Source organism: Rahnella sp. PAMC25559 (assembly GCF_050632365.1).
Lineage (GTDB): Bacteria > Pseudomonadota > Gammaproteobacteria > Enterobacterales > Enterobacteriaceae > Rahnella > Rahnella rivi.
Genome location: NZ_CP192543.1, coordinates 4,042,179 through 4,055,059, shown reverse-complemented (window position 1 = coordinate 4,055,059; position 12,881 = coordinate 4,042,179). Strand labels below are relative to the sequence as shown.

12 protein-coding genes are annotated in these 12,881 nt (G+C 53.1%); 9 read left to right on the top strand and 3 right to left on the bottom strand.

Features of this window, described 5'->3' with window-relative positions:
* Window positions 1-159 precede the first annotated feature (159 nt).
* The 5 genes from ACQZQY_RS19635 to ACQZQY_RS19615 all read left to right on the top strand — a co-directional run bounded on the left by ACQZQY_RS19635 (window position 160) and on the right by ACQZQY_RS19615 (window position 4,321).
* Window positions 160-603, top strand: coding sequence for a PTS sugar transporter subunit IIA (locus ACQZQY_RS19635; RefSeq protein ID WP_431296248.1), 444 nt, complete (start codon window positions 160-162; stop codon window positions 601-603).
* Window positions 604-721: 118 nt separating this feature from the next.
* Window positions 722-1,003, top strand: coding sequence for a PTS sugar transporter subunit IIB (locus ACQZQY_RS19630; RefSeq protein WP_056782206.1), 282 nt, complete (start codon window positions 722-724; stop codon window positions 1,001-1,003).
* 56 nt (window positions 1,004-1,059) lie between these two features.
* Window positions 1,060-2,436: a PTS ascorbate transporter subunit IIC gene (locus tag ACQZQY_RS19625; RefSeq protein WP_056782209.1), complete on the top strand. Its 1,377-nt coding sequence runs from the start codon at window positions 1,060-1,062 to the stop codon at window positions 2,434-2,436.
* A gap of 105 nt (window positions 2,437-2,541) precedes the next feature.
* The gene (locus ACQZQY_RS19620; RefSeq protein WP_431296247.1) at window positions 2,542-3,375 is read left to right on the top strand and encodes a transketolase; all 834 of its coding nucleotides are present in this window, start codon (window positions 2,542-2,544) and stop codon (window positions 3,373-3,375) included.
* Window positions 3,368-4,321, top strand: a complete 954-nt coding sequence (locus ACQZQY_RS19615) for a transketolase family protein (RefSeq protein WP_056782214.1) — start codon at window positions 3,368-3,370, stop codon at window positions 4,319-4,321. The genes ACQZQY_RS19620 and ACQZQY_RS19615 overlap by 8 nt, the downstream gene beginning before the upstream one ends.
* 77 nt (window positions 4,322-4,398) lie before the next feature.
* Here ACQZQY_RS19615 and pta read toward each other — a convergent pair whose 3' ends face one another.
* Both pta and ackA read right to left on the bottom strand, forming a co-directional pair.
* Window positions 4,399-6,543 carry a phosphate acetyltransferase gene (gene pta / locus ACQZQY_RS19610; protein WP_056782218.1) on the bottom strand — a complete coding sequence of 715 codons (2,145 nt, stop codon included), beginning with the start codon at window positions 6,541-6,543 and terminating at the stop codon, window positions 4,399-4,401.
* Between the two features lie 183 nt (window positions 6,544-6,726).
* A complete protein-coding gene (ackA, locus tag ACQZQY_RS19605) occupies window positions 6,727-7,929 on the bottom strand; it encodes an acetate kinase (RefSeq protein WP_056782220.1) in 1,203 nt (400 codons plus the stop codon).
* Window positions 7,930-8,392: 463 nt separating this feature from the next.
* On the opposite strand from ackA, the gene yfbV reads away from it, so the two are divergent.
* The 4 genes from yfbV (at window position 8,393) to ACQZQY_RS19585 (ending at window position 12,172) form a co-directional block, all read left to right on the top strand.
* Window positions 8,393-8,848 carry a terminus macrodomain insulation protein YfbV gene (gene yfbV / locus ACQZQY_RS19600; RefSeq protein WP_056782222.1) on the top strand — a complete coding sequence of 152 codons (456 nt, stop codon included), beginning with the start codon at window positions 8,393-8,395 and terminating at the stop codon, window positions 8,846-8,848.
* Between the two features lie 198 nt (window positions 8,849-9,046).
* A complete protein-coding gene (locus tag ACQZQY_RS19595) occupies window positions 9,047-9,541 on the top strand; it encodes a YfbU family protein (RefSeq protein WP_421670854.1) in 495 nt (164 codons plus the stop codon).
* Between the two features lie 27 nt (window positions 9,542-9,568).
* Window positions 9,569-10,222 (top strand): sugar phosphatase, encoded by a 654-nt coding sequence (locus ACQZQY_RS19590; RefSeq protein WP_122097544.1) that lies wholly within the window; start codon window positions 9,569-9,571, stop codon window positions 10,220-10,222.
* 117 nt (window positions 10,223-10,339) lie between these two features.
* The gene (locus ACQZQY_RS19585; RefSeq protein WP_072158211.1) at window positions 10,340-12,172 is read left to right on the top strand and encodes an SLC13 family permease; all 1,833 of its coding nucleotides are present in this window, start codon (window positions 10,340-10,342) and stop codon (window positions 12,170-12,172) included.
* A gap of 27 nt (window positions 12,173-12,199) precedes the next feature.
* On the opposite strand, the gene yfbR is transcribed toward ACQZQY_RS19585, so the two are convergent.
* A complete protein-coding gene (gene yfbR / locus ACQZQY_RS19580; RefSeq protein ID WP_056782229.1) occupies window positions 12,200-12,799 on the bottom strand; it encodes a 5'-deoxynucleotidase in 600 nt (199 codons plus the stop codon).
* Between the last annotated feature and the right edge of the window lie 82 nt (window positions 12,800-12,881).

The following is a 12,881-nucleotide window of genomic DNA, read 5'->3' as shown; positions in this document are numbered from 1 at the left end:
AGCGCTATCACAGAACGTAATGATAGACGCTTGGTAGCGCTATCTTTGTGAGATGTATCACAGATGTTAACGCTACCGGTGCGTAGAGTCAGGGCGTTGGTGTGGTTTGGGGGAAAGAGGCACACCAGCCATTAACACATCAAAACCGGAGTCACACCTATGCTGAATGATTGGCTGACCTCTGACAGGATTCAGATCAGAACGGATATCACGGACTGGCGGCAGGCGGTGCAAGTCAGCGCTGAGCCTTTGTTGAAAGACGGCGCAATTACCCCGGAATATCTGACGGCGATTTTTGCCCAGCGGGAAAAGTTAGGGCCGTATTTTGTTCTGGCACCGGGCATTGCCATGCCGCATGCCAGACCGGAAGAGGGCGCGAAGGGGTTAGGATTGTCGCTGCTCACGCTGCCTCAGGGAGTGACATTTAATTCTGAGGACAATGACCCTGTTTATACCGTCGTCATGTTATCGGCACCCGATAAGCACAGTCATATTGAATTAATCTCTGAACTGGCTGAATTATTTTCCAGCGACGAAGATATGCAGAAAATACATCAGGCAAAAGATATAAAAACAATTCAGGATGTCATTGCGAAATTCTGACCGTTTTAAGATTAAATAACGGAATAACCTTAACGCACAACGGATGCATTAATGTGTATTGACATCAGAAATCATTCTGATGCGTAACCCTACAAACTTTTAAAAACAGGTAAATAACATGAAAATTATGGCGATTTGCGGTTCCGGTTTAGGCAGCAGCTTTATGGTCGAAATGAACATTAAAAAAGTGCTGAAAAAATTAAATATTCAGGCGGATGTTGAACACTCTGATTTATCTTCAGCCATTCCCGGCGAGGCAGACCTGTTCGTGATGGCGAAAGACATCGCCGCCAGCGCCAATATTCCCGACAATCAGCTGGTTGTCATCACAAATATTGTGGACATCAACGAGCTGGAAACCAAGCTGGTCGCACATTTTGAAAAGCATCCGGTGTCCTGAGCCAGACCGACACGGACTGACCCTACAATAAAAAACAATATACATCCGAGGTGGATATGTTTATCCAGGAAACGCTCAAGTTTGTGGTTGATATATTAAAAGTGCCATCTGTTCTGGTGGGGCTCATCGCCTTAATCGGTTTAGTGGCGCAAAAGAAAAACTTTTCTGATGTGGTAAAAGGTACAGTCAAAACAATACTGGGCTTTTTAGTTTTAGGCGGGGGTGCAACAGTATTAGTCGGCTCATTAAATCCTTTAGGCGGTATGTTCGAACACGCCTTTAATATCCAGGGTATTATTCCTAATAACGAAGCGATTGTTTCCATTGCGCTGGAGAAATTCGGTGCACCGACCGCCTTAATTATGGCGTTCGGTATGGTGGCAAACCTGATCGTGGCGCGCTTTACCCGTCTGAAATACGTGTTCCTGACCGGACATCACACGTTCTATATGGCCTGTATGATCAGCGTCATCCTGACCGTTGCCGGTTTTGAAGGCGTTTCACTGGTGTTCACCGGTTCCCTGACGCTGGGCCTGATCATGGCGTTTTTCCCGGCGCTGGCACAACGTTATATGCGTAAGATCACCGGCAGCGATGATGTGGCCTTCGGCCATTTCGGCACCATCGGTTACGTGCTGTCTGGCTGGATCGGCAGCAAAGTCGGTAAAGGGTCACGCTCTACCGAAGAAATGAATCTGCCGAAAAACCTCAGCTTCCTGCGCGACAGCTCCATTTCTATATCACTCACCATGATCATTATTTACCTGATTATGGCGGTGTTCGCCGGGCAGGTGTTTGTCGAAGCCACCTATAGCGCAGGCCAGAACTATCTGGTGTACGCGATTATCATGGCGATCACTTTTGCGGCGGGCGTGTTCATCATCCTGCAAGGTGTGCGTCTTATTCTGGCGGAAATCGTACCGGCATTCGTTGGCTTCTCCGAGAAACTGGTGCCCAACGCACGTCCCGCGCTGGACTGCCCGGTGGTCTACCCGTACGCACCGAATGCCGTGCTGATTGGATTCCTGTTCAGCTTCCTCGGCGGTTTGGTCGGTTTGTTCCTGTTAGGCCAGATGCATCTGGTGCTGATCCTGCCGGGCGTGGTGCCGCACTTCTTCACCGGTGCGACGGCGGGTGTCTTCGGCAACGCGACCGGCGGTCGGCGCGGTGCGATGGTCGGCGCGTTTGCTAACGGCGTGCTGATCACCTTCCTGCCGGTTCTGCTGCTGCCGGTGCTCGGCGCGCTGGGCTTCGCAAACGCCACCTTCTCAGATGCCGACTTTGGCGTCATCGGTATCCTGCTGGGCAATCTGGCTCGCTTCATGTCTAAAGAAGGCATCATGGCGCTGATTGTCGGCATCTTCGCGGTTCTGGTTGCTTACAACTATCTCGGCAAAAAACCTGCGGCTGAGAAAGCGGTCAGCGAAGAGTAATTCAGCCACACACTCAGTCTCTTATCACCCACCGGGGATCACGGTTCAGGCCTGTTAGAAATAACAGGTCTGGATAAGTGCTCACTAAAATAAGGACCCTGCAAGATGAAAGATATCCATGAGGTTCATGATCTGGCGCGCCAAATCCGCATCGAGACGCTGAAAATGCTGACCGGTCTGGGCTTCGGACACTATGGCGGCAGCATGTCAGTGGTGGAAACGCTGGCAGTATTGTACGGCGATGTGATGCGCATCGACCCGAAAAAACCGGACTGGCAGGATCGCGATTATTTCGTGCTCTCCAAGGGGCATGCAGGCCCGGCGCTGTATGCCACGCTGGCGCTGAAAGGCTATTTCCCGGTCAGCCAGCTGAAAACCTTGAATGAGAACGGCACGCGCCTGCCGAGCCACCCCGACCGTCTGCGCACTACCGGCGTGGATGCCACGACCGGTTCCCTCGGGCAGGGCGTGTCCATCGCCGCAGGTATGGCGCTCTCGCACAGGCTGGCGGGGCGGGCTAACCGTGTCTTCTGCATTCTGGGTGACGGTGAGCTGAATGAAGGTCAGTGCTGGGAAGCCTTCCAGTTTATTGCTCACCACAATCTGCATAACCTCACGCTGTTCATCGATTACAACAAACAGCAGCTCGACGGCACGCTGGACGAAGTCATTAAACCTTTCGATCTGGCCGGGAAATTCAGCGCTTTTGGTTTTGATGTGCAGACGATTAAAGGCGATGACGTTGTGGCAATTCGCGATGCGGTGACGCCGGTGCGTGAGGGCGGGCAGCGTCCGCTGGTGGTGATCCTCGACAGCATTAAAGGGCAGGGCGTGAAGTATCTCGAGCAGCTGGCGAACTCGCATCATCTGCGTTTAACGCCGGAGGTGAAACTTGAAATTGAACACGCAATCGCTGAGCTGGAGGCCGCCCATGTTTGAAGTCTCTCTGGAATTACAAAAAGACGCCGTTGAAATGCGTAAGGTTTACGCCAATACCGTGCGCGAAAAGATTGTTGAAAATACGCCGATCATTGCGCTGGAAGCGGATCTGATGAGTTCTATGGCGATGGATGGCGTGCACAAAGATCACCCGTCACACGTGATCAACTGCGGCATCATGGAAGCCAACGTTATCGGCGTGGCGGCGGGTTTATCGCTGACGGGCCGCGTCCCCTTTGTGCATACCTTTACCGCGTTCGCCAGCCGCCGCTGTTTTGATCAGTTGTTTATGTCGCTGGATTATCAGAAGAATAACGTGAAAATCATTGCGTCCGATGCCGGTGTCAGCGCCTGTCATAACGGCGGCACGCACATGTCCTTCGAAGACATGGGCATTGTGCGCGGGCTGGCAAATTCCGTGGTGATGGAGGTCACCGATGCCGTGATGTTCCGCAATATTTTGCTGCAACTGATGGATCTGAAGGGATTTTACTGGGTGCGCACCATCCGTAAACAGGCGACTCAGATTTACCAGGAAGGCTCAACGTTCACCATCGGCAAAGCAAACGTGCTGCGAGACGGAAGCGACATCACGCTTATCGCCAACGGAATTATGGTCGCCGAAGCGCTGAAAGCGGCGCAGATGCTGGAACGTGAAGGCGTCAGTGCGGCGGTGATCGACATGTTTACCCTCAAGCCGATTGATAAAGACGTCATCATAAAATATGCCGCGAAAACCGGTAAAATCATCACCTGTGAAAATCACAGTATTCATAACGGGCTGGGATCGGCGGTGGCGGAAGTGCTGGTAGAAAATCAGCCGGTACCTATGCGGCGGGTTGGCGTGAAAGAACGTTACGGGCAGGTGGGTACGCAGGAGTTTTTACAGCAGGAATATGGCCTGACCGCTGAGCATATACTTGAAGCGGCTAAAACATTGCTCTGAGCGGCTGGCGACCCGCAAAAATGAGCCAAAAAAAACGCCGGACATAAAGCCCGGCGTTTTGCGTTCAGAGGGTTGGCTTATTTAGCCGGAACCGCAGTTTCTGCCTGAGCAGACTGAATCGCTGTCAGAGCAACGGTGTAGACGATATCGTCTACCAGAGCGCCACGGGACAGATCGTTGACCGGTTTACGCATGCCCTGCAACATCGGCCCGATAGAAACCAGATCCGCAGAACGTTGTACCGCTTTGTACGTGGTGTTACCGGTGTTCAGGTCAGGGAAGATGAACACGGTCGCCTTACCCGCTACCGGCGAGTTTGGTGCTTTGGACAGCGCAACGTCAGCCATGATGGCAGCATCGTACTGCAGCGGGCCATCGATGATCAGGTCAGGGCGTTTTTCCTGCGCCAGACGGGTCGCTTCACGCACTTTCTCAACATCGCTACCCGCACCGGAGTTACCGGTGGAGTAAGAGATCATCGCAACGCGTGGTTCGATACCGAACGCCGCAGCGGAATCCGCAGACTGGATCGCGATTTCAGACAGCTGTTCAGCCGTTGGGTCCGGGTTGATCGCACAGTCGCCGTAAACCAGAACCTGGTCAGGCAGCAGCATGAAGAACACAGAAGAAACCAGTGAGCTACCCGGTGCGGTTTTGATCAACTGCAACGGTGGGCGGATAGTATTTGCGGTGGTGTGGACAGCACCGGAAACCAGACCGTCAACGTTACCTTGTTCCAGCATCAGGGTGCCCAGAACCACGTTGTCTTCCAGTTGTTCACGCGCAACCACTTCGGTCATGCCTTTGCTTTTACGCAGCTCAACCAGACGTGCGACGTATTCTTCACGCACAACGACCGGATCCACAATCTCGATGCCTTTACCCAGCACCACGCCCTGCGCCGCAGCAACGCGTTTGATCTCTTCCGGGTTACCCAGCAGCACACATTCCGCAATACCGCGTTCAGCACATAGTGCCGCCGCTTTAACGGTGCGTGGCTCGTCGCCTTCCGGCAGAACGATACGTTTACCAGCTTTACGGGCCAGTTCGGTCAATTGGTAGCGGAACGCTGGCGGAGACAGACGACGTGAACGCTCAGAATGCGCGCTCAGTGATTCAATCCAGTCAGCGTTGATGTGAGAAGCGACATACTGTTGCAGTTTCTCAACGCGCTGATGGTCGTCCGCAGGGACCTCCAGATTGAAGCTTTGCAGGCTGAGGGAGGTCTGCCAGGTGTTGGTGTCTACCATGAAGACAGGCAGGCCAGTCTGGAAAGCACGTGCGCACAGGCTGTTGATGCGCTCGTCGATTTCGTAACCGCCGGTCAGCAGGATTGCGCCAATTTCAACGCCATTCATCGCCGCCAGACAGGCTGAAACCAGAACGTCCGGACGGTCTGCGGAGGTAACCAGCAGGGAACCAGGGCGGAAGTGCTCGAGCATGTGAGGAATGCTGCGTGCGCAGAAGGTCACGGATTTCACGCGGCGGGTTTGCACGTCGCCTTCGTTGATGATGCGGGCGTTCAGGTGCTTAGCCATGTCGATTGCGCGGGTAGCAATCAGTTCGAAGCTCCATGGAATGCAGCCCAGCACCGGCAGCGGGCTGTTCGCGAACAGCTGAGTCGGATCGATATTGGCGACGCTGGCTTTGTTGGAGTCATCGAAGATTTCAGACAGGTCAGGACGTGTGCGTCCCTGATCGTCAACCGGCGCATTCAGTTTGTTGATGATGACGCCGGTGATGTTTTTGTTTTTGCTGCCGCCGAAGCTGGAGCGGGCCAGTTCGATACGTTCTTTTAACTGCGCCGGAGAATCGTTACCCAGTGCCAGAACGAAGACGATTTCAGCGTTCAGGGTTTTGGCGATTTCATAGTTCAGCGCATTCGCAAACTGGTGTTTACGGGTAGGGACTAAACCTTCAACCAGCACCACTTCCGCATCTTTGGTATTTTCGTGATAACGGGCGATGATTTCTTCCATCAGCACGTCCTGCTGGTTTGAACTCAGCAGCGCTTCAACGTGGCTCATCTTCAGCGGTTCCGCTGCAGTCACGGAGGAGTTGGCACGAATGATGGTGGTGGTTTGATCGGGTGCATCACCGCCGGCACGTGGTTGTGCGATGGGTTTGAAGATGCTCAGGCTGACGCCTTTTTGTTCCATGGCACGGATCACACCGAGGCTGACGCTGGTCAGACCAACGCTGGTACCTGTGGGGATCAACATAATTGTACGGGACACGGCTAAACCTCTTTAACGGTTGCCAGGCAGAGACGGTCGCAGGTTTGTGCAGAGGGGATAATGATCAGCATGAGCGCGACGATTATCCTGCGCGGTGCGTCCAAACGGGCGGTGTTTGCCTTTGAGTGAAAAATCACTGCCAGCGAAAGCTGGCAGTGTTGAATCGAATTATGCGGTCAGACGCGCAGCGTCTTGTGCAATAACCAGCTCTTCATTGGTTGGGATAACCAGCGCGGTACGGGTGCCTTCTTTGTTGATGGCACCGGATTTACCGAAACGAGCCGCGAGGTTGCGTTCGTGGTCAACTTCAAAGCCCAGCAGGCCCAGTTTAGCCAGAGACAATTCACGCACCATTGCTGCGTTTTCGCCGATACCGCCGGTGAAGACGACAGCGTCCAGACGGCCTTCCATCAGTGAGGTGTAGCTACCGATGTATTTCGCCAGACGGTGGCAGAATACGTCCATCGCACGTTTAGCATCCGCTTTAGTGGTGTAGTTATCTTCAACATAACGACAGTCGCTGGTGACTTCAGTCAGACCCAGCAGGCCAGATTCTTTGGTCAGCATTTTGTTGATTTGATCAACGCTCATGCCCAGAGAATCGTGCAGGTGGAAGATGATTGCCGGGTCGATGTCACCGCTGCGGGTGCCCATCACCAGACCTTCCAGCGGGGTCAGACCCATGGAAGTATCAACGCATTTACCGTTACGGATTGCGCTGACGGAACCGCCGTTACCCAGGTGGCAAGTGATCAGATTCACTTCTTCCACCGGTTTGTTCAGCATTTTCGCGGCTTCCTGAGTCACATAGAAGTGGCTGGTGCCGTGTGCGCCGTAACGACGGACGTGATGATCGCGGTACAGGCTGTACGGCAGTGCGTAAAGGTAAGATTCTTCAGGCATGGTCTGATGGAAGGCGGTGTCGAAAACAGCCACGTTCTTGTCAGCCAGTTTAGGGAAGGATTTCAGCGCTTCGTCGATACCGATCAGGTGAGCCGGGTTATGCAGCGGTGCAAACGGGATAGATTCTTTGATACCTTCGATAACAGCATCGTTGATCAGCATGGACTTGGTCAGCTTTTCGCCGCCATGAACGATGCGGTGGCCGATTGCAACCAGCTCTGCAGACAGTTCAGGTTTTTGGCTCAGGATGTTGTTCACGATGAATTTCAGCGCTTCGCTGTGTGCGGCACCCGCACCCAACGCGGCTTCTTCTTTGCCACCGTCCATTTTCCACTTAATGCGCGCTTCCGGCAGGTGGAAACATTCGGCTAAACCTGAAATGTGCTCTTCGCCGTTCACAGCATCAATGATTGCGAACTTAAGGGAAGAACTACCACAGTTAAGAACCAGTACAAGCTTACTCGACATGGAAGTACCTATTTATTGTTGGTGCTGTTTAAGGAAAAAAACAATACACGTGGTTAATAAATCGTCAGTCTGACATCAAGCGTAGCGCATAATGGCGGTGACAATTATGATTAACATCATGCCAGAGAGCCAAAACAGGCATGATAATGAAAAAGCTAAAGAATCGCAGGACGCTGGTTTTTTCTGTGCCCGCGAATAGCAGAAAAATGGGGGCGCAGTACACAAAATGTCTCTGTTATGCGTCTTTAGAATGTTATCTATTAGTGAAAACACTAACAAAAAATGCAATTACTAATTACAAAACACCTCGGCCCGAGGCACTATGCTTAGTGATATGGCTTTAAATGCTGCGACAGGATACCGGCACGTTTCAGCAAAAACAAAATATATTTTATCGTGGTAAACTCCAGTTTATGTTTCACAACTATTTTTTAATTATTACACGTGAAGTTGAGGTGCAATTATGACGAGTAAGCCAACAGGCTCTGTAAGCTGGTTCCAGGTTTTCCAGCGTGGGCAGCATTATATGAAAACATGGCCGTCTGATAAGCGCCTGGCTCCTGTGTTCCCTGAGAACCGGATCTCAACCGCCACCCGTTTTGCTGTCCGCTTCATGCCGCCGGTGGCGATCTTTACGCTGACCTGGCAAATCGCGCTGGGCGGACAACTCGGGCCGGCCGTTGCGACGGCGATATTTGCCTGCAGCTTGCCTATGCAAGGGTTATGGTGGCTTGGCCGCCGTTCACTGACGCCGTTGCCGCCGACGCTGCTGAGCTGGTTCCACGATGTGCGTAATAAACTCGCTGAATCGGGCCAGGCGCTTGCGCCGGTCGAAGGGACGCCGACCTATCAGGCGCTGGCCGATGTCCTCAAGCGTGCGTTCAAACAACTCGACAAAACCTTCCTCGACGATTTGTAAGCCTGTTTCCACCGCTTTTTGCATCATCTTCATTATTCCTAAGCTTCACTGCACCGCATTTTGACCGGAGGAACTTCTCCTCCGGTGATTATTTCACATGAGATCCGGACTCAAATCAAAGAATGGTGTGCTTGCGATTTCGCAGAAGTTTGCGCTATGCCATGCTTTGCTCATTATGCAGACATGAGGATTTTCACGATGGAAATGACTAACGCGCAACGCCTGATCTTGTCGAATCAATACAAAATGATGACCATGCTTGATCCCGATAACGCGGAACGCTACCGCCGTTTGCAAACGGTGATCGAACGCGGCTTCGGTTTGCAAATGCGTGAGCTGGACAGAGATTTCGGTGAGTTACCGGAAGAAACCTGTCGCACAGTGATTAACATTATGGAAATGCACCATGCGATGCAGGTGTCATGGACCAATCTGAAAGACACCCAGGGTCTGGATCGCCGTCGTATAGATTTCCTTGGCTTCGATGCGGCCACCGAATCCCGCTATTTAAGCTATGTGCGCTTTATGGTGAACACCGAAGGGCGGTACACTGACTTCGACGCCGGGACTCACGGGTTTAACTCGCAGACCAAAATGTGGGATAAATACCAGCGTATGCTGGCGATCTGGCAATCATGCCCGCGTCAGTATCATCTGAGCGCTGTAGAGATAGCGCAAATTATTAATGCCTGACTGGAATTAACTAAAGAGGAATTGCCTGTGGAGTGTAAAGGTTTCTTGTTCGACCTTGATGGAACGTTAGTGGATTCATTACCGGCAGTTGAGCGTGCATGGGTTAACTGGGCGCTCAGTTGGGGAGTCAGCCCGCAGGATGTTCTGGCCTTTATTCATGGCAAACAGGCGATCACCTCTTTACGTCATTTTATGCAAGGTGAAACAGAAGAGACGATTCAGCAAGAGTTTCTGAAGCTGGAAAAAATCGAAGCCACCGACACTGAAGGCGTCTCGGCGCTGCCGGGCGCACATTTACTGCTGAGCGAACTCAACCGTCAAAATATTCCGTGGGCCATTGTGACCTCCGGCTCTATGCCTGTCGCCAGTGCACGCCATGCGGCAGCACACTTGCCTGCGCCGGAAGTGTTCATCACTGCGGAGCAGGTTAAGCATGGCAAACCGCAGCCGGATGCCTATTTGCTGGGTGCAGAACGTTTAGGTCTGGCGCCGGAAGAGTGTGTTGTGGTGGAAGATGCCGCTGCAGGCGTAATGGCAGGGCTTGCCGCCGGATGTAAAGTGATCGCGGTGAATGCACCGGACGATACGCCAGGGATCGAAAATGTTGATTTTGAGCTGACGACGCTGGAAGTTCTGCTGGTGGAAAGCAACGAGCAGGGCGTGACGGTAAGTTTGCGCTAAGCCTGAAAAAGTACAGTTTCGACATTTTACTTGATATAGACCTCGCTCCGGCGGGGTTTTTTTATGCCATTCTTACCACGTTCCTGCCTATCAATCTTAACGCAAAGGGAGTGTGTTTTGACCGGTGAATTAATCTGGGTTGTGGTACTGCTGCTGGCCGCGATGGTGTTGTTTGCGCGCAATACGCTGCGCATGGACATTGTCGCTTTGCTGGTCATCATTGCTTTTGTGATGAGCGGTACGCTCACCCTCAATGAAGCTCTGGCCGGATTTAGCGATCCGAACGTGATTTTGATCGCTGCCTTGTTTGTGGTGGGCCACGGTCTGGTGAGGACCGGCGTGGCGTATCAGGTGGGTGACTGGCTGATGAAAGTGGCCGGTCAGAGTGAAACCCGGATGCTGATTTTACTAATGCTGACGGTCGCCGGTCTTGGTGCTTTTATGAGTTCTACCGGCGTGGTGGCGATTTTCATTCCGGTTGTGATCAGCGTTTCGGCGCGCATGAAAACCTCACCGGCGCGGCTGATGATGCCCCTGAGTTTTGCCGGGCTTATCAGCGGCATGATGACGCTGGTTGCCACGCCGCCGAACATGGTGGTGAACAGCGAGTTGCTGCGTGAAGGGTTCGACGGTTTTGGCTTCTTCGGCGTCACGCCGGTGGGGCTGGTGGTGCTGATCATGGGTGTCGGATACATGCTGATTGCCCGCCGCTGGTTGTCAGCGCAGGACACCTCGCAGGATAAACAACACTGGAAGCGCCGGACTTTCCGGGACTTGATCCGCGATTATCAGTTAAACGGTCGTGCGCGCAGGATGACGATCCGCCCCGGCTCACCGCTGGTTGGCCGTACACTGGACGATCTTCACCTGCGCTCCCGCTACGGTGCGAATGTGGTGGGTATTGAGCGCTGGCGTAAGTTCCGCCGGGTGATGGTCAGCGCCACGGGGAGCACCGGGCTGTGCGCGCGAGACGTACTGCTGCTGGACATGACCGATCCTGATATCTCGGTCAGACAAATGTGTGCCGATGAAATGCTTGAACCGATGGTGCTGCGCGGTGAATATTTTTCTGAACAGTCCCGCGACGTCGGGATGGCAGAAGTCTCTTTAATTCCTGATTCCGAATTATTGGGTAAAACCCTGCGCGAAGTCGCTTTCCGTTCTGCTTACGGGTTGAACGTGGTAGGGATCCGCCGTCAGGGGGAGGCGCTGCCGGGTAAACTGGTGGATGAGGAACTCCAGCTGGGCGACATGTTACTGGTGATAGGGGACTGGAAGCTGATCCGACAGCTTCAGCAGCAGATGCACGATTTTATTGTCCTCAGTCTGCCCGCCGAGGTGGATGAAGTCGCCCCCGCGCTCAGTCAGGCACCGCACGCGCTGTTTTGCCTGGCGCTCATGGTCGCACTGATGCTGACCGACGATGTGCCGAACGCCATTGCGGCGATTATTGCCTGTCTGCTGATGGGTAAATTCCGTTGCATCACCATGGACGGCGCGTACAAAGCGATTCACTGGCCGAGCTTGCTGCTGATTATCGGGATGATGCCGTTTGCGCTGGCGCTGCAAAAAACAGGCGGCGTGGCGTTGATCGTCGAAGGCCTGATGAAGGTCAGCGGGGGATATGGGCCGTACATGATGCTGCTGAGTTTATTTGTTCTCTGCGCGAGTATCGGGCTGTTTATTTCCAATACCGCCACAGCGGTGTTAATGGCACCGATTGCCATCGCGGCGGCCCATCAGATGGGCGTGTCGCCGTACCCTTTCACAATGATTATCGCGATAGCCGCCTCGGCAGCGTTTATGACGCCAGTATCATCCCCGGTGAATACGCTGGTGATGGTGCCGGGGAATTACCGCTTCGGCGACTTTCTGCGTATCGGCGTGCCGTTCACCCTGCTGGTGATGGTCGTCAGCGTGTTTCTGGTGCCGGTTCTCTTTCCGTTCTGACCCTGGCCGCGCTGTATTTGGTTGCCGTCAGAGCGGAGAATCGAGGCTGATTTCATCCAGTGACAGGCTGAAGCTCGGCACAAAGATTTCCATAAAGTAATCCATCTCCGGGCTTTTACGATTCGCCAGCGTTTTTTCCAGACGCGCTTTAGCCAGGGTGAATTCGTTATTGCCCGCCGAGAGCTCCTCGAGACATTTCAGATAGGCGCATAACGCATCTGCCTGTTTGACCGTCAGTTTTTCGTCTTCGCTGTAATAATGTTCATCGATCAGCGGACGAAAATCTTCCTGCAAATCCTCCGGCAGCATCTCAATCAGTTTTTGCTGGGCGATTTTCTCGATTTTTTTGTACTCGTGGGCGATTTGCGGATTGTAATACTTGATGGGCGTAGGCATGTCGCCGGTCAGCACTTCGCTGGCATCGTGATACATGGCGAGCAGGGCAACGCGTTCCACATTCAGGTTGCCATCAAATTTGCGGTTTTTAATCACGGCCAACGCGTGAGCCACGAAGGCGACCTGCAAACTGTGTTCCGACACATTTTCGGTACGCACGTTGCGCATCAGCGGCCAGCGGCTAATCAGTTTCAGGCGGGAAAGGTGGGCGAAGAAATGGCTCTGATTCATGGCACTCTCATTAATAACGGCAAATGAGTATCCATTGTGCGGAGTGTGGCGGAAATCGGCAAGTGTGATCAGAAAGATAAAA

Coding starts and splice junctions, on each gene's coding strand:
- ACQZQY_RS19625 (WP_056782209.1), top strand. CDS start 1,060: ATGTTTATCCAGGAAACGCTCAAGTTTGTGGTTGATATATTAAAAGTG.
- ACQZQY_RS19635 (WP_431296248.1), top strand. CDS start 160: ATGCTGAATGATTGGCTGACCTCTGACAGGATTCAGATCAGAACGGAT.
- ACQZQY_RS19630 (WP_056782206.1), top strand. CDS start 722: ATGAAAATTATGGCGATTTGCGGTTCCGGTTTAGGCAGCAGCTTTATG.
- ACQZQY_RS19620 (WP_431296247.1), top strand. CDS start 2,542: ATGAAAGATATCCATGAGGTTCATGATCTGGCGCGCCAAATCCGCATC.
- ACQZQY_RS19615 (WP_056782214.1), top strand. CDS start 3,368: ATGTTTGAAGTCTCTCTGGAATTACAAAAAGACGCCGTTGAAATGCGT.
- ackA (WP_056782220.1), bottom strand. CDS start 7,929: ATGTCGAGTAAGCTTGTACTGGTTCTTAACTGTGGTAGTTCTTCCCTT.
- ACQZQY_RS19595 (WP_421670854.1), top strand. CDS start 9,047: ATGGAAATGACTAACGCGCAACGCCTGATCTTGTCGAATCAATACAAA.
- yfbR (WP_056782229.1), bottom strand. CDS start 12,799: ATGAATCAGAGCCATTTCTTCGCCCACCTTTCCCGCCTGAAACTGATT.
- yfbV (WP_056782222.1), top strand. CDS start 8,393: ATGACGAGTAAGCCAACAGGCTCTGTAAGCTGGTTCCAGGTTTTCCAG.
- pta (WP_056782218.1), bottom strand. CDS start 6,543: ATGTTGATCCCCACAGGTACCAGCGTTGGTCTGACCAGCGTCAGCCTC.